14 protein-coding genes are annotated in these 18008 nt (G+C 37.2%); 9 read left to right on the forward strand and 5 right to left on the reverse strand.

Translation table 11 applies throughout. From position 1 onward, the window contains the following. Positions 1–58: 58 nt before the first annotated feature. From MP478_RS05890 to MP478_RS05905, 4 genes are all read right to left on the reverse strand, one after another. Entirely contained in the window at positions 59–922 is an 864-nt protein-coding gene (locus MP478_RS05890) for a DUF58 domain-containing protein (RefSeq protein ID WP_257199888.1), read from the reverse strand. Between the two features lie 76 nt (positions 923–998). Then, on the reverse strand, positions 999–1457 hold the full coding sequence (locus MP478_RS05895; RefSeq protein ID WP_257199889.1) for a GNAT family N-acetyltransferase: 459 nt from the start codon (positions 1455–1457) through the stop codon (positions 999–1001). After that, positions 1457–2461: a MoxR family ATPase gene (locus MP478_RS05900; RefSeq protein WP_230041018.1), complete on the reverse strand. Its 1005-nt coding sequence runs from the start codon at positions 2459–2461 to the stop codon at positions 1457–1459. Before MP478_RS05900 ends, MP478_RS05895 begins: the two co-directional genes overlap by 1 nt. Positions 2462–2761: 300 nt before the next feature. After that, the gene (locus MP478_RS05905) at positions 2762–4066 is read right to left on the reverse strand and encodes a hypothetical protein (protein ID WP_257199890.1); all 1305 of its coding nucleotides are present in this window, start codon (positions 4064–4066) and stop codon (positions 2762–2764) included. A 227-nt stretch (positions 4067–4293) separates the two neighbouring features. On the opposite strand from MP478_RS05905, the gene MP478_RS05910 reads away from it, so the two are divergent. The 7 genes from MP478_RS05910 to MP478_RS05940 all read left to right on the forward strand — a co-directional run bounded on the left by MP478_RS05910 (position 4294) and on the right by MP478_RS05940 (position 12708). Continuing rightward, a complete protein-coding gene (locus tag MP478_RS05910) occupies positions 4294–5631 on the forward strand; it encodes a peptide-N-glycosidase F-related protein (protein ID WP_257192088.1) in 1338 nt (445 codons plus the stop codon). 291 nt (positions 5632–5922) lie between these two features. Further along, the gene (locus MP478_RS05915) at positions 5923–6393 is read left to right on the forward strand and encodes a DinB family protein (protein ID WP_230041023.1); all 471 of its coding nucleotides are present in this window, start codon (positions 5923–5925) and stop codon (positions 6391–6393) included. A 210-nt stretch (positions 6394–6603) separates the two neighbouring features. Further along, the gene (gene rlmB / locus MP478_RS05920; RefSeq protein ID WP_306552801.1) at positions 6604–7356 is read left to right on the forward strand and encodes a 23S rRNA (guanosine(2251)-2'-O)-methyltransferase RlmB; all 753 of its coding nucleotides are present in this window, start codon (positions 6604–6606) and stop codon (positions 7354–7356) included. Positions 7357–7390: 34 nt separating this feature from the next. After that, positions 7391–8440: a DUF6263 family protein gene (locus MP478_RS05925; RefSeq protein WP_230041024.1), complete on the forward strand. Its 1050-nt coding sequence runs from the start codon at positions 7391–7393 to the stop codon at positions 8438–8440. Positions 8441–8555: 115 nt separating this feature from the next. Continuing rightward, complete coding sequence (locus MP478_RS05930) at positions 8556–8789, forward strand: hypothetical protein (RefSeq protein ID WP_257192080.1); 234 nt, start codon at positions 8556–8558, stop codon at positions 8787–8789. A gap of 29 nt (positions 8790–8818) precedes the next feature. Then, positions 8819–11359 (forward strand): YfhO family protein, encoded by a 2541-nt coding sequence (locus tag MP478_RS05935; protein WP_257199891.1) that lies wholly within the window; start codon positions 8819–8821, stop codon positions 11357–11359. Positions 11360–11421: 62 nt separating this feature from the next. Then, positions 11422–12708 (forward strand): glycosyl transferase family 1, encoded by a 1287-nt coding sequence (locus tag MP478_RS05940; protein ID WP_257199912.1) that lies wholly within the window; start codon positions 11422–11424, stop codon positions 12706–12708. Between the two features lie 67 nt (positions 12709–12775). On the opposite strand, the gene MP478_RS05945 is transcribed toward MP478_RS05940, so the two are convergent. Then, positions 12776–13417, reverse strand: a complete 642-nt coding sequence (locus tag MP478_RS05945) for a hypothetical protein (protein WP_257199892.1) — start codon at positions 13415–13417, stop codon at positions 12776–12778. Between the two features lie 241 nt (positions 13418–13658). Here MP478_RS05945 and MP478_RS05950 point away from each other — a divergent pair, with 241 nt between their 5' ends. Then, positions 13659–14627: a YpdA family putative bacillithiol disulfide reductase gene (locus MP478_RS05950; RefSeq protein ID WP_257199893.1), complete on the forward strand. Its 969-nt coding sequence runs from the start codon at positions 13659–13661 to the stop codon at positions 14625–14627. Between the two features lie 570 nt (positions 14628–15197). After that, positions 15198–17975 (forward strand): reprolysin-like metallopeptidase, encoded by a 2778-nt coding sequence (locus tag MP478_RS05955; RefSeq protein ID WP_257199894.1) that lies wholly within the window; start codon positions 15198–15200, stop codon positions 17973–17975. Positions 17976–18008: the final 33 nt, after the last annotated feature.

An 18008-nucleotide genomic window follows, 5' to 3' on the forward strand; every position in this document is an offset into this window, starting at 1 on the left:
AATAAATTCAGGCTGGTGCCTAGTGTTTTATTTCTAATTCTATCTATCGGTTACCGTACTATTTTTTCTGGAAATAGCTATACAGTAATTTTGAATAATCTGAACCTGTATTGATATTCATAAAGCTGGCCGAGCTGTTGGAAAAATCCTCTTCCAGGGCTCTTAACTTCTGTTTTTGAGCTTCCGCAAAAGTATATCGCCATCTGGCGCTGGAAGTATTGGCCCATATTTGTTTTCCTGTTTCTACATCATGTAACAGTGTATATCCTACATCAGGAATTTCATTATCCTTTTCATCATAGATCCTCATTCCCAGCAGCTGATGTTTTTTTGAGGCTACCCTCAGCATTTTAGAATCATATTCATCCTCAAAATCTGAAAACAGGAATACCAGAGATTTTCTTTTAAAAATTCCCATCATATATTCCAGTGCTTTGTCTATTTTAGACTCAGCAGCAACATAATCGGCCGTCAAGATATTGCTGATAATAGAAAGAATATGTTTTCTCCCCTTCTGTGGTGGAATTACTTTATATACTTTGTCAGCAAACAGAATCAGTCCCACTTTATCATTATTTCCTGCGGCTGAAAACCCTAAGCTGGCTGCGATTTCGGCAACATATTCCCTTTTCAGCTGAGTCTTTGTTCCATAATCCATTGAAGCGGAAATATCTACGAGAATCATCATCGTAAGCTCTCTTTCCTCCTCCATTACTTTTACAAACGGTTCGCGGAAACGTGCTGTTTTATTCCAGTCGATTCTTCTTATTTCATCTCCAAACTGATAGGGACGGACTTCCGAAAAAGTCATCCCCTGCCCTTTAAAAGCACTGTGATATTGCCCCATCAAAGCAGCTTCCGTCTTTTTTCTGGTACGGATTTCTATCTGCTTTACTTTTTTTACAATATCTTTTATCTGCATACGCTGATGTAAGGTTTAATAATTTACAGGGATTTGTATAGCGTATTTACACTATTCTTTTTCCCATATTCATCTTCTAATCTTTCAATTCAATGGACACATTAAGCCATTCATCATCAAATTTCGGACTGTATTTTTTGTAGAAATTGATGGCTGGTTCATTCCAGCTTAGGACCTGGAATACCATTCCGCTGTAATCATTTAATTTTCCATGTTCCAGTGTTGCATCAAATAATTTTTTCCCAATCTGCATTCCTCTCATTCTTTCGGTTACTACCAAATCTTCAAGATACAGCCTCCTTCCTTTCCAGGTTGAATATCTGTCGTAATACAACGAAATTCCTACAATTTTACCGTTCATTTCAGCAACAAAGGCACCCCAGACCGGAGACGGCCCAAAGCCATCTTCAGTAAACTGATCTAATGTTACCGTTACTTCATGTAATGCTTTTTCGTATTCCGCAAGTTCCTTAATTAAGTCAAGCATTGAAGCACAATCTTCCTGAACGGCTTTTCTGATTACAACATCACTCATTATGGCGCCTGGATTTTTGCTAAAATTCTGTTGATGATCTCTTCTGTTGAAATTTCTTCTGCTTCCGCTTCAAAAGTTAAGCCCATTCTGTGTCTCAGCACATCTTTGGCCAATGCTTTTACATCTTCAGGAATAACAAAAGCTCTTCCTTTTAAGAATGCATAAGCTCTTGAAGCAATCGCAAGGTTAATAGATGCTCTTGGAGAAGCTCCGAAGCTGATATAATTTTTAAGTTCGGAAAGTCCGTAATTTTCCGGATATCGGGTTGCAAACACCATATCCAGGATATATTTTTCAATTTTCTCATCCAGATAAATCTGGTTGATCAATTCTTTGGCATCTACGATATCCTGAAGAGAAATGACCGGATTCACAGTAGGCTGATGTGAAGTGGAAACCATTCTCATTACTTTTCTTTCATCTTCAAAAGATGGATAATCTATGGTACACTTCAGCATAAAACGGTCACTCTGTGCTTCCGGCAACAGGTAAGTTCCTTCCTGATCAATAGGGTTTTGAGTAGCCAGTACTAAAAACGGCTTGGGAAGCTTCATTGTTTCATCACCAATAGTTACCTGTTTTTCCTGCATCACTTCCAGCAGGGCAGACTGTACTTTGGCCGGCGCACGGTTGATCTCATCCGCTAGTACAAAATTAGCGAATACAGGACCTTTTTTTATAGAAAAATCATTGTCTTTGATATTAAAGATCATTGTTCCCACCACATCTGCGGGAAGCAGATCCGGTGTAAACTGAATCCTTGAGAATTCGCCATGAACAGCATCCGCCAATGTTTTTATCGCTAAAGTTTTGGCCAGTCCCGGAACTCCCTCAAGAAGCACGTGACCATTTCCCAAAAGCCCTACCAAAAGGCGGTCTATCATGTATTCCTGCCCAATAATAACTTTGTTGATTTCCTGTCTCAGAAGAGAAAATAAATAGTTTTTTTCTTTTACTTTTTCCGTCAACTGACGAATATCTTCTGCTTGAAATGTATCTGACATAGCTTGATTTAAAATAGGTGGTAAATTTCTGATAAATACTTGCATTAATCAACACAATCAATGCCATTATTGAGTTAAAGTTTGTTAAATATTCCGGGATGAACAAGGGATTCAGGGTAATACGAACTGAGTTTCTTACACATACTGCCGATTCACACGGAAGCTCCACCGGGTGTATCTTTGATTTTCCTGCTAGGAATACAGCATTTTCACCAGCTTCCTATAAAAAATGTTGTGGCATTTTTACCACAACATTTTTATTATATTAAATTACAAATCTGCTACCAATTTCTCAGCATATCAAAGCTTTGTGATGGTAATGATAAACACATCTTCCGGCTTATCTTCCGCATCCTCGTAAGATCCCACATTGATATAATATTCTGTTCCTGCCGTGGTAGTAATAGTAATAGTTTCCGAACTACCGCCACCGCCATTATCTTTTGTACCCACACAAGTCAAGCTGTTACACGATCCTTTATATACTCCTATTTTGGGATCGAAAGAAATGGTTGCAGGAGCCACTTTAATGGTAAATTGGCCGCCGTCTCCCGTAAATTTGAACCACAGTCCATCGTTCATTCCATCGTTAGGGCATGCCATTATAAATCCGGCATTATTGGTAGAGGACATTCCATCACTCTGTGTATAGGAATAAGGAAAAGCAGATGCCAGCAAAGCTCCGGAACAGACATCATTTACCGGTATTGGAGGAATGGTTTTAAAAACATTATCTGTACAGCCGGAAGATTCACCATTGGCCGAAACAGCTGTTACTTTTAAATAATAACTGGTATCTCTCGTAAGAACAATTGATGGTGAAAGATTAAAGTTGGCAGCAGTCACAACCTGCTGGTTGATAATATCTGTACCTCCGGGACTCGTCCCTAAGGAAACTTTGTAAGACGTAGCTCCAATCACCGGCTGCCAGCTAACAGTAGGAGATAAAGAAATAAACTGAGCATTGTTTGCAGGATAGAGTATAAAAGGACAGGCAGGAGTAGACTTGGCCGTCAGCCCGGCAATTGTTATTGCTGATTTATAATCCGCTCTTATTCCACCGGGTGGAGATGCAGGATCAATAACTGCCTGGTCTCCTTTATAATAAAGGGTAGAATTTGGAATATATGGATACACACGGAAAACTTCATCAAAATTATTAATATCAATGCTTGGCGCATTTTCTCTTGCTGCCACCACTAAATTATCTGTATTATTATAGGCAAATGGTGTAGTAAAAGCAATCTCCACTTTACCATTATTCTTCGTTACCGTACCTGCAAATACCTGAGTAAGTTGTGAGGAGGGAATCCAGTCTGCGCCGGAAGTAAATGCTGTTTTCGGAGTATGCCCAAGATAAACCGTCCAATTCGAAGAGTCAGAAATACCGGCAGACGGATCCACATAGAATGCAACTCCTGTAATAGTTCCTGCAGCAGTCGCATTCAATTCCTGTTTAGGATAAATCTGCTGCACATAAGAATAGGAAAAAAAACTGCTGACAGGCGCTGTGCCCACATTGGTGCTTCCGATATTTAAATTGATCTGAGCTTTAAAAATCAAGACTGTCAATAATAAAAATAAAAGTAAATTTTTCTTCATCATTAATAAAATTATCAGTGAATACGATGCTAATTTAATAATAAAATTTCAACTTTAATGACAAATACAATCATTTAATAAAATTCATTTACATCTTTCATTTGAAAATGCTTTCTTCTATTTGTTTTTTTTACACTATTAACAACAAAAAGCTATTTAATTTAAAAACAAAGACAATAAAGCGTTTTTTAAGTACATATTTTAATACATTTGTATCAAATACCAATCACATGTCTAAAAATCTATTTTTTGTCAGTCTTCTGTTTGCCAGTCTTTTTAAATCACAAACCACGACAGTAACCAATGTGATTTCTCAGGCAGTGTTTTATGACGGCTATGCTGCTACAGTATCCGCTCCTGTTCCTAACGGGTTGATCAGACTGAACAATGCCAGATATACAAGAAAGCTTACAGATGCAGAAATGGACTCTTTTAAGGCAAAGATTGCCATGAGAGTCACCATAGGTGCATTGTGTGATAATTATGACCGCCTGGGAGAAGTGTTTTTAGCATTGGTACCTAAAGACCAGGCTACTTATACAATAAATGATGCTAATGTAAAAAGGATTGAGGCAGGGAGATACATTACTCCTTTTATGAACAAAAACCGCTCTCCTCTGGAAGTTCCCTATACTTATGATGTGAGCAACCTGTACAGTATATTTCACGACGCTACCCTGCGAAATACCTATAATATATACATGGAACTGGATGTCTTTGGTGTGCCTTATGCAGCAAACAATGAAGTTCCGGGATGCTCAGGCAGGAATGATGTATTTACGGGAACTCTTACTTTCTTTTCAACAGATAACGGGGCGACAGCTACAGACTATAATACCCTTGCTCCTATTCTGAGCTATAACAGGCTTAATAATTATAACAGTACAGATGTTGCCGGTGAAACCGTAAGAATTGTAAATTTTAACTTGCCAGACCCGGTTACCAATGCCCGCTTCTTTGTGATCTCTACTCCACATGGCGCCAACAGCGGTGGTGAGGAATATATAAGAAGACAAAACTACACCTATGTAGATGATGTACAGGTACTCACCTATACTCCCGGGGGAATTTCGTGTGAACCCTACAGAGTATACAACACACAGGGTAACGGAATCTATGGCGCTACTCCCAAAACGCTTGCAGAATGGACTTCCTGGAATAACTGGTGCCCGGGCAATGCCGTTCCTATACGCGGATTCAGCCTAGCTAATATGACCGCAGGAAATCATACTCTTAAACACACCATCCCAACAGCTGTTTTCAATCAGCAGCAGGGAGATGTATACCTGTCTGTCTATATGCAGGGTAAGAGCAACACTACGTTAAACGTTAAGGATATTAAAACAATAGATGTCAGTATATACCCCAACCCCACCTCTGATTTTGTAACCATCAAATCAGAGACTGCTGTCGCTTCTATCTCAGTCTTCAGTATAGAGGGAAGAAAATTATCTGAAACGTACCGGGAAAACAAGGTAGATCTTTCCGGCTACAGTACAGGAGTTTACTTTTTGAATATTGTACTGAAAGATGGGACGGCTTTTAAACACAAGATTATCAAGAAATAAAACCAATAATATCCCTTCAAGGTATTTAAATTCAACCATACAAAAGCCTCTTTGGAAAATATCCTGAAGAGGTTTTTTATAACTATCTTGTTTTACATTTCAAAAAGCCCTGTCGTTTAAAAAAGGAAAATTAAAAGGCTTAAAACGCTGTTATTATAGAAAAAAGCGCAAGAATATAATCATAATTAGTTCTTTTTTTGAATAGTTAAAAAACTTTAACTCTAATCCCCATTCAAAAAATTGTCATTTCCAGTTTATTAAACTATTTTTGGAGATTAAAAAAACGGCAAAATGAATTATCATTTTCAAGCACACAGACAGGTAAGAAGAAACCTTCTGGACATCCTGCAGAACACTTCTCATGAAGATCTTCTGCTGATTCCGGATGGCTTCAACAACAATATATATTGGAATATTGTACACACAGTTGCCACCCAGCAGCTGCTGCACTATTATCTGAGTGGAAACCCTTTCCGTATTGATAAATACTGGATTGAAACTTATAAAAAAGGGACTTTACCTAATCTTAATGTCCAGAAATCAGAAGTGGAAGATTTGGAGTTCCTGCTTACTGAAACGTCAAAGATCTTAATGAAAGATTATGACAGTGATTTCTTTTCAGATTACACGCCCTATACAACCAGTTTCGGAATGGATTTAAAAAGTATTCAGGATGCCATTATCTTTAATAACATGCATGAAAGCTTACATTACGGATATGCAATGGCTCAGAAAAGAGCTATTTTGGGTGAAAAATATTAAACAATTACCCTCTGATGAATAAGAGCTACCACAGTTCTTATTTTTGGCAAAAAAATAAAACTGATGAGCCTTCAGAAGGGTTAATGAGTAAAAATCAGGGAATTCATCCGGAGGAAAATAAAATTCATGTAATCCCGGATGTTGTTTTACTACAAAACTGTAGAAGAGCCTCCCTACCTTGATTAGATTTAACAATAGAAAAAATAAATTTTGACAAACGACAACAAAAAAGACGATTTTATTTTTGGACTTCGTCCAGTAATAGAAGCTATTGAAGCAGGAAAAACCATTGACAAGATCTTTGTGCAAAATGCACTTCAGGGTCCTATTTATGCTGAATTGAAAGCTGCTTTAGCAAAAAATAAAATCCGTCCCAATTATGTTCCGGTTGAAAAACTGAACCGCTTTACGAGAAAAAACCACCAGGGTGTGGTTGCTTTTATTTCGGATGTTCCGTTTTATAAAGTAGAAGATATTGTTCCTCAATTATTTGAAGAAGGAAAAACACCTTTCTTATTGATCCTGGACAGACTTACCGATGTAAGAAACTTTGGGGCCATCTGCAGAACTGCAGAATGTGTGGGTATCGATGCGATCATTATTCCGGAAAAAGGAGGTGCTCCAATCAATTCTGATGCGATAAAAACTTCTGCAGGAGCCATTTATAACATTAAAATCTGTAAAGAAAATAATCTGGCCCATGCCGTAGACTTTTTACAGCAAAGCGGAATCACGGTATTTGCTGCCAGTGAAAAAGCACAAAAGTTAATTTATGATGTTAACTTCTCAGAACCTTGTGCTATTGTAATGGGAAATGAGGAAACCGGAATTTCTAAAGAAGTACTTCATCATTCGGATGAAAAAATAAAACTTCCTATTGAAGGAAAAACACAATCTCTAAATGTTTCTGTCGCATGTGGTGCTATTCTGTATGAAGCGGTAAGACAGAAAATTTTGAAATAATTCAGTTCTATAACCAACATTAAAAAATCAGAAAATGAAAAATATAGCAGCATTAGCGCTTATCTCATCCATAGCTCTTGTATCGTGTAAAAAAGAAACAGCTACTGTAACGAAAGTAGATCCTAAAACGGGAAAAACCGTTACTGTAGAAGTTCCTGCTGATTCTGTAGCTAAAGTAGCGGAGAACCCGGCGATCAGAGATTCTGCAGGGATCATTAAGCAAACTTTTAAGCTTGAAAAAGGAAAAACATATCCTCTTACAACGTATCAGAGAGATGTAAAGACCATGACAGATCCTACTGGAAAGTCTATTACAGCGACCAGTGAATCTACGGATGAAATGAATTTTACAGTCAATGATATCAAAGGAAATGTGTATGATATGACCCTTAACCTTGTAGCTAAAAGAAGTTCTCAGTCTGCACAGGGAAAAACTATTGTTGTAGATACCAAGCTTCCTATTCCTAAAGAAGATGATCTTAAAATGATCTGGAATATCAACAGGGCGCTTACCGGAAATAAGCTTGCTATGAAAATGGATACAAAAGGTAATGTGATATCCATCACAGGTTTTGATGCTGTGTACAACAAAGTATCTGCTTCTGTAGGAACTCTTATCAAAGATGCGAATCAGAAAGCAAGCGTTGTAGCAAGTCTTAAAGAAACTTTCAATGAAAAAGTACTGAAAGATCAGTTCAATAAAAACCTGACGATTATTCCTAAAAAGGGAGTGAAGATCGGTGAAAAATGGACCACTTCTGAAAACGCTGATGCAAGCGGGACAGTTAAAGTAACTTCAAACTATGTTTTAAAAAGCTTAGGAAACGGAAGTGCTGAAATTGGTGTTACCGGAGGGATTCCTAAGAAAACAGAAAAGAAAGCTCAGGGGCCTATTACTCATAGCTTAAGCAGTGAACTGGTACAGACCGGTACTATTAAATTTGATGAAAATACAGGGTGGATTACCAACCAGAATATCAATGTGGAAACTACACAGATAGAATCTATTACAGACGGAAAACAGTCTCAGTCTATGAAAAGTGTTTCAAAATCTTCTGTCATGGTAAATCCTTCAGCAAAATAATTAAAGTAAAAGAGTTTGAGGTTGAAGAGTCTGAGAATTTGAGAGTTTTATTTTGATTATTAAAATAAGTATCGACAAACAACTTTGAACTTTAGAATCTTAAATATATTGTATTATGAAGTACATTCTTGAGCTGGTACTCTCTGCTATCATTATTTTCTTTGTCTGGAATATTCTGAAAAGGATATTTTTTAAGACGTTTTACGGTTATAGGTTCAACAATAACAGTAATCAGAATAACAGGCAGCAGGATATCCATGACTCGAATAAAGAGAATAAGCAAAACCTTAAGTGGGATGCGGAAACCGTAGACTATGAAGAGGTGAAACAGAATAATGATAAAAGGTAAAAATTCCAAGAAAAAAGATAATAACCAGCATGGCGAAAAATAAAAACTTAATTTATATTGCTATTTCATTAGTTGTATTTATAGTTTTAGCATTTTTATATTCCACCCCTGTCTTTACGGGAAAACAGCTTTTCCAGCATGACATCATACAGTACAGAGGGGGAGCAAAAGAACTGCTCGACTATAGAGCCAACACAGGAAATGAAACCTACTGGAGTGACTCCATGTTTGGAGGAATGCCCACTTATCAGATGGGTAGCCAGTTTAAAGGTGATATTATCAAGAAAATTGACAGCAATCTGAATTTCCTGCCAAGGCCGGTTAATTATCTGTTTCTGCTTTTTGCAGGCTTTTTCCTTCTGGGTATGGTAGTGGTCAAAAACTGGAAATATGCTCTGCTAGGGGCTACTTTCTTTGGCCTTTCTACCTATTTTTATATTATCATTGCTGCGGGGCATAATGGTAAAGTAAATACCATTGAATATTTCGCGCCACTTTTAGCTGGAATCCTATTGGTTTATATCCGGAAACAATATATCTGGGGATTCATTGTGACAACCCTTTTTATGGGTCTTCAGATTGCAGCAAACCACCCACAGATGACATACTACCTGTTCATTGCGTTAGGATTTTTATTCCTTTCTGAACTGACCAGAGTGATCCTGAAGAAAACACAGATGAAGCATTTTCTTATTTCTTCGGGAATTATTGCGGTATCATGCATTATTGGAGTTGGAATGAATTCTCAAAGAATCCTTGCCAATTCTGAATATGTAAAAGAAACGGTTCGTGGAAAGCAGATTTTAACGAATGACAGCCATACTTCAGGAAAATCCGGAATGGATAAGGAAAGCATGCTGATGTGGAGCTATGGTAAACTGGAAACGTTAAATCTTTTCATTCCAAGGCTGATGGGTGGCGGAAGCCAGGAGCCGGAAGCTAAGGAAATGATGAACAAAGTTCAGGAGCTTGTTCAGGAAAATGTAAGCTCACAAGCTGAAATGGACAGAATATCAAAAGGTTTCAGTGGCATGACATACTGGGGTGACCAACCCGGAACTTCGGGACCGGCATACCAGGGAGCTATTGTATGTTTTCTTGCCCTTTTTGGGTTTTTCATTGCCCGAAAAAAATACCGTTACTGGATTTTAGGAGCTTCGATACTTACTGTTTTACTGGCATGGGGAAGTAACTTTATGCCATTATCCGATTTCTTTATTGACTATGTTCCGTTTTACAATAAATTCAGAGCACCTTCTTCAATCCTTGTTGTTGTAGAATTGTTATTCCCACTGATAGCCATCCTTGGGCTGTACAGATTCTTCACCGATGAAAAGCTTACTGAAGAATACAAACAAAAAACACTTCTTTACGTAAGTGGTGGAACATTAGGATTCGTATTGATTCTTTTGGTCTTCGGAAAATCATTATTAGGATTCGCTACAGAAGGTGAAAGAACCTATTTCCCTCCTTTCCTACTTGATTATCTTGTGGATGAAAGATATAAACTGTTCAGAACAGATGCTGTTAAAGCCTTTATTTATGTAGCTATTACTGCAGCCGTTTTATTTTTCAGTTTAAAGAAAAAGCTGAATCAGAATATTGCTTTGGTAGTGATTGGTTTAGTAAGTTTATTCGACTTATGGACTGTGAATAAGCGTTATCTGAATGATGAAAATTATGTAGACAAAGTCTTTGCTGAAAATCCTTTCCAGACAGAAACTTCAGATTTACTGGCTGAAAAAGTTCAGGCAAACCCGAGCTTATCCTCTATTCTTGATAATGTGAATGTCAACAAAACACTGGAAACAATTGCTGAAAAAGATAAGAGCCATTATAGAATTTATAACCAGACTTTAGGCGTAACAAGTGAGACAAATACTTCTTATTTTAAAGCATCTATTGGTGGTTATCATGCAGTAAAGTTAAGAAGATATGATGACATTCTTAATGAATACCTGTCGAACATAGACAGTGTAAAGACTCCTAAAATTCTGAATATGCTTAATGCTAAGTATATGATTTTTGGAGGCCCCGCAGAACCTCAGGCTGTGCCTAATCCAAATGCCAACGGAAATGCGTGGTTTGTAAGTGACCTGAAATTTGCAGATACACCCAATGAAGAAATCAAATCTATTGGGGATATTGACAATAAAAAAACTGCCGTTATTGCCAGTTCAGACAAATCTTATTTCGACAATAAACCTGTTCAGGCAGATTCTACAGCATTTATCAATCTTACAAAATACCAGCCTAATGAACTGGAGTTTAAATCTCAATCCAGAACACCGCAATTGGCTGTGTTCTCTGAAGTTTACTATCCTCATGGCTGGAAGGTTCTGGTTGATGAAAAAGAAGTCCCTTATATCAAAGCAGATTATTTACTTCGTGCCGTACACGTTCCTGCAGGAAACCATCATATCAGAATGGTGTTTGAACCTGAAGTCATTGAAAAAGGAAAATGGATTTCCCTTATTTGTTTCGGACTATTTATAGCCCTGACAGCTTTTGGAATTTTCTGGATGAATAAAAATAAGAAAAAGGAAACAGTAACTGAACCACAAGCTTAATTCAATATTGTGGCAAACCATTCTGAATGGAACAAGCCGTTATAAAGAATCTCAACATCAAAATGGAACAGAAGAAAATATTGATTATCACCTATTACTGGCCTCCTGCGGGAGGTCCTGGTGTTCAAAGGTGGCTTAAGTTCGCAAAATATCTACCCGATTTTGGCTGGAAACCTGTGATCTACACTCCGGAAAATCCCAATTATCCGTTGATAGATGAAACGTTGATGAAGGATGTTCCCAACGATATTGAGATGGTCAGAACAAGGATCTGGGAACCTTATCAGCTGGCAGAAAAGCTTAATAAAAGCAATAAAAAATTCAAAGCCGGGCAATTTGATGTAGGTAAAAACCAAAGCTGGAAATCCAGGCTTTCCATTTGGGTTAGGGGAAATTTCTTTATTCCGGATGCCCGGGTTTTTTGGGCCAAACCTTCTATTCAATTTTTAGAAAAGTATTTAAAAGAAAATAAAATAGATATTGTAGTCACTTCCGGCCCACCCCATTCATTGCATCTCATTGGGCTAGGTCTTAAAAATAAGCTTCCCCATATCAAATGGATTGCCGATTTTCGTGATCCGTGGACGGAGATTTCTTACTACAAGCATTTAAAATTAACCAGAAGTTCGGATAAGAAACACCGTCAGTTAGAAAGTGCTGTATTTAAAAATGCAGATATTACCCTAGCCACCAGCTATACCGATGCTGAAAACTTTCGGAAAGCAGGAGCTCATGCCGTTTGTATTACTAATGGATTTGACGAGACTGATGCCCATGAAGATCCTAAACTGCAAAAGAACAAAACATTTACGCTAAGTTACATCGGCGTTTTGGAGCAATTACGGAATCCTGATAACCTTTGGCAAGCATTGGACGAACTGGTGAAAGAAAACACAGAGTTTTCAAAGGATTTTTCACTGAAATTTGTGGGAAGAATTGATGATAAGATCTTAGCTTCTCTTGAAAATTCCAGTTTGAAAAACCATATTTTAAACCTGGGTTATCTTTCCCATGGAAAAGCTGTTGAAGAAATGCAGAGTTCTGATCTTCTGCTTATCACCAATTTTCCTAACGAGTCTTCAAAAGGGATTATTCCGGGGAAAATATTTGAATATCTGGCTTCAGGAAAACAGATTCTGTCATTTGGCCCTGATAAAGCCGATGTAGAAAAAATTTTAGAAGATACCCATGCCGGGAAGCACTTCGGATATCATGGTTCCGAAGAAGTAAAGCAGTTTATCCTGGAAAAATTTAAGCTTTGGAAAAGTGGAAATCTTAGTAAAAACACTCAACACATTGAACAGTTTTCAAGAAAAAATCTCACTCAACAGTTGGCAGACATTTTATAAAAAAAGCTGGAGGCAGGAATTGGGAAGACCATAGCTTCTTCCTTCCGGCATCCAGCTTCTCTCTTTCTTATATCGTCCACTGATCATTGATCACCGCTATCAGATAATATTTTCCCTGAAACTCTTCAAATACAAAACGAACGGTTTTCCAGTCCATTTCACTATTCTTTTCTGTTCCTTTGATATAGTTTTCTGTAAAATTAGCTGTAGGATAACTTTCTTTAAGATTATTCAGAGAGTTCCCTCCACCGATGAATTTATCTACAGAATACTGGGAAGCTGTAAAATCCTTAGAAAAAACCCATTTACCCAGGTAGTCATTAATCGTTGCCTTGTATGGATCTCCGGAGCCATCCTGTGCTCCCCAGGTAAACAATGTTTTTGTAGGCTGAAACTGTTCAAAATCAGCTTTAGAGAAATGTTTGTCCCCTTTCATATCAACATGTGCATACATTGAAAAGCGAATTCCTTTTTCAGGATGAATTAATGAAGCAAATGTTTTATAATCTTTAGTTTTTAGGGCCTGCAGAACCTCATCGTTTACTTTCTTCAAAGAAGCTTCTCTTTCTTCTTTTGTAGGAAGTTTTCCAATACTGTCTGTTTTTGCCTGTGCAACAGAATCAATAACATTCGGAACCGGTTTTCCAGCTTCTTTCTTACAAGCGATTACTACAGTGAGTACCCATAGAGAAATAAGTAGTTTTTTCATATTTTAATTTTAAGTGATGGTAAAAAACACCAAAACTGATGCCATTACCGTGAGGAGGGGTACAATGTATAATGTCGGATGTATAATGTATAGTGTATAACTTCTGACCTCTCAACTCTCAACTCTCAACTCTCAACTCTTAGCTCTTAACTCTTAACTCTTAACTCTCAACTCACACCACCTGAAATTTTTGTCCTAAAAACCTCTATACAATCTGCCAATTACGTCGTATCTTTGTTCTATGGAAATTTTGGATATTCTTATCATCGGAGCGGGCCCTATCGGTTTAAACTGTGCTATTGAAGCTCAAAAAAATAACCTCAGTTACCTGATCATTGAAAAAGGAACTATTGTTAATTCACTGTATCATTATCCTTTGTATATGCGTTTTTTTTCAACCGCTGAAAAGCTTGAAATTGACGGAACTCCTTTTATCTCCCCTGCTCCGAAACCCGGCAGACAGGAAGCGTTGGAATATTATCAGGGAATTGCCAGGCAGAGAGATCTGAGTATTCATCTTTATGAAAAAGTACTAAAAGTTTTCAAAATTGACGATGTCTTTGAAATTGAGACTACAAAAGGAAAGTACTTTGCTAAAAATGTGGTGATTGCCACAGGGTTCTATGATATTCCGAATCTGATGAACATTCCCGGTGAAAATCTTCCGAAAGTTCAACATTATTATACCGAGCCCTACCCATACGCCAGGCAGAAAGTAGTGGTAATAGGCTGCAGTAATTCTGCGGTAGATGCAGCTCTTGAAACCTACAGAAAAGGAGCCGAAGTAACAATGATCATCCGGCATTCTGAAATTTCAAAAAGTGTAAAATATTGGGTAAAACCGGATATAGAAAATAGAATTTCAGAAGGCAATATAAAAGCCTATTTCAATGCTGAGATTATTGAAGTTAAAGAACAATCTGTTATTTTCAAAGACCATGACCATCAGATTCATGAGATTGAAAATGATTTTGTTCTGGCTATGACCGGTTACCTTCCCGACTTTGAATTTTTAAGGAATTCCGGTATAGAACTGAATGGAGAATGCCTGAATCCCCAATACAATATGGAGACCATGGAAACCAACATCTCCAATCTGTATCTGGCGGGAGTGGTTTGCGGAGGAAAAGACACCCATCTCTGGTTTATTGAAAATTCAAGGGTACATGCTGAAATGATTATAAAAAATATAGTCTCCAAAAACTCATAACATCATCAGATCATCAAAAATCAATTTTACATCCAACATAAAGTTTCTTTTAGCCACTAGATCAATTCTTATTGCTGAAAATCTATACTGCTGAATCTCCTTTTGGGAAAAGAAAACAGACGTTCAGAACATGAAAAACAGGCAACATACTTCGTTATCAGCTTGTGCGAAATTTAAAATAGAAGGTATAGGAAAAATACTAAGGGGTGACCTGTATGATGTTTAGACTTTTATACGATATCATTTTATACCAGCTGAAGTGAACTAAACCGGTGAAAATAATAATTATGATGATATCATTAAACCCCCAAAGCGTTTTATCAATTTGCCTATAAACTCTATCCCAAAACTCATTTTCCAAGTATTTATTTTATCATGCATTTATAATTTTTTAAATAAATATTTTATAATAAAAAACAGATATTTATTATTTTTTCAACACAATATTCATTCTCGCAACAAAACCAACAATAAATTGATTATCAATAACTTAACATAAAAAAATAATTCAATTTCATATGTGATAAATTTATATTTTTACAAAAAAACAATCAAAATCACAAAAGAAAAATGAAAAAAAAAATCTATTTATTTTTGGCAATAGCAGCCATAAGTGGCCAAAGCCTGTACGGACAGAACTTCTGGAAAAAGACACATCTCACTGAGAGAAATGCAATAGAATCTAAAAGAAATATCGGAGCTGACTACTCCAATGCCTATACACTGGATATCAACGGATTAAAATCCACTCTGCAAACAGCACCGGTATCTAAAACAGGGATTATTACCAAATCGACTATAACTGTAGATATTCCCGGACTGGATGGGAAATTCGAAAAATATGCTGTTTATGAAACTTCCAATATGGCTCCTGAGCTGGCCGTTAAGTTTCCCGATATTAAATCTTACAGAGGGACATCAGTAAAAAATTCTGGCAAAACTATAAGCTTTGGCCTTTCATCTAAAGGAATAAACATAATTATATTTACTCCCGGCCAGAAGCCGACAGTTATAGAACCTGCTACCAAAGATGCTTCTGTCTATCTGGTGAGTCCTGCTGTTCCGGAAACACTTTCAAAAATCAGTAATTTTGAATGTAATATTGAGGAAAAGAACTCTGGTAATACAGCAAGAATATTCCCTACTGACAATACCAGTGATAAGAAATTCAGGACATACAGATTGGCAGCATCCACCGATGGAGAATTCAGTGAATACTATGGCGGAACAGCTGCCAATTCGTTAGTTGCTATCAATAATCTGATGAGCTACATTAATCCTGTCTATGAAAGAGATCTTTCCATCCATATGAATCTGGTAGCTAACAATGACCAGATAATTTTCCTGGATAAAACTACAGACCCTTATTCAACATTTACGTCAAGTACAACATTAGATCAGGAAATTAAAACAACTCTTGACAATACTATTGGCAGTGGTAATTATGACCTGGGAATGTTATTTTCCAATCAGAATACAGGAGGAGGTAAAGCCTCCGCCATTGGTTCAGTATGCAACGGAGGATTCGCATATATAGGTCAATTTACACCAGAAGGATTTATGTATGCAATAGCTGCGGCTCATGAAATGGGGCACATGTTTGGAGCCAATCACACGTTTTCAAAACCAGAAAATGTTAGTATTCTCATTAACTTCGGTGGTATCTCATTTCCTTACGAGATTCTACCAGAAACCGGAGCCAATAGAGAACCTGGAAGCGGAGTAACCATAATGGGATATCCGGGTGTAACAGGAACATATGATGTAGCCGATAAATTCAGTGATCAATTTCTTCATTATAGTATTAGCCAAATCAATGCCTATGTTAAAACAACCAGCTGCGCGGCAACAGTGAATATGCTTAATAATCCGCCTACAGCTAATGCCGGATCTGACTATACAATTCCTAAAGGTACAGCATTCAAGTTAACTGCTACCGGAACAGACCCTGATAATAATAGTTTAACATATTCCTGGGAAGAGTCTGATATTGCAGATCCCAATCCTGTTTTTGATAATATTGATATTACGGATCCAAATGCTTCTGCTCAAATTCTGGCTATGATGAGACCATTTTCATATCCTGACCGTATGTCTGCAGTAAATCCTAACTTCAGAACATATCCACCAACGACAAGCGCAACAAGGTATTTTCCACCGCTTAAGGAAGTTCTAGACGGAAGTTTATACAGCACCTGGAATATGATATCTGATGTGGCAAGAAGTATGAAATTTGTAAGTTTGATAAGAGATAATGCTACGGAGGGCGGACAAACGGCAAGTGATGAAGCTGTAGTTAATGTACATGAAAGTACTGGCCCTTTTAAAGTTACCTCTCTATCATTGAATCAGAATTACCCTTCAGGATCTTCGCACCTTCTGAAATGGGATGTAGCAGGAACAAATGCGGCGCCTATCAATACTCAGTTTGTTAATGTCCTAATATCAACAGATGGAGGAACTACATTCAACCCTCTTATTTCCAATACGCCAAACGATGGGGAAGAAAGCATTACAATTCCCTCTACTTCTTCAAAAAAGGCATATATTATAGTGGAATCCGTAGGAAATATCTATTATGCAGCAAGCCCTGCTTTTGCAATAGATTATGCTATAACAATGAACTGTACACAATATCCTGCGAGTGGAACTTTCGCTTTTGCTCCGGCTACACCAGCAAATATTACTATTAATATTCCTGCTACTACCTTGATTGAAGATATTAATATTGTAATGGACCTTTCATATACCGATATTAAAGAAACTGCTTTACAACTTAAAGGTCCGAATGATCAGAGCAATCAGATATTCTGGCTGGGGAATTGTTCAGGAACCGGTATAATGAAAACCATCTTTGACCAAGAAGGAGAATCTCCAGTGGTAAATTGTAATAATATTAGTAACAATAAGCATCTGGAGCCTATCAGATTAGACTTAAGTCAATATTACGGACAGAATCCAAACGGAAACTGGCTCATCAAAGCTTTACATACATCAGACGTCTTAAATAATGTACAGGCAAATAGCAGTTCAGGAACTGTAAATGCAACTGCAATCGAACTTTGTACAAGAGAAGCAATTACTACTCTGGCAGTAAAAGATCTTTCATTAAAAAATGATGAATTCCAGATATATCCTAATCCATCTAATGGAAAGTTTAGTGTCTTGATGAAAAAGAGCAATTTTGTGGAGGTAAATATTTTTGATATTGCAGGAAGATTAGTACATAAACAATCCGGCATTACCAATGATACCAAAATAGACCTTACCCACTTTGCTAAGGGTAATTATATAATGGTATTCAATACAGATACCCAAAAAATTACTAAAAAAATTATCATTAAATAAGTTTAATTCATATAGTCAATGAAAAACCCAGCT

It is taken from the genome of Chryseobacterium sp. WG14 (assembly GCF_024586945.1).
Taxonomy (GTDB): Bacteria; Bacteroidota; Bacteroidia; order Flavobacteriales; family Weeksellaceae; genus Chryseobacterium.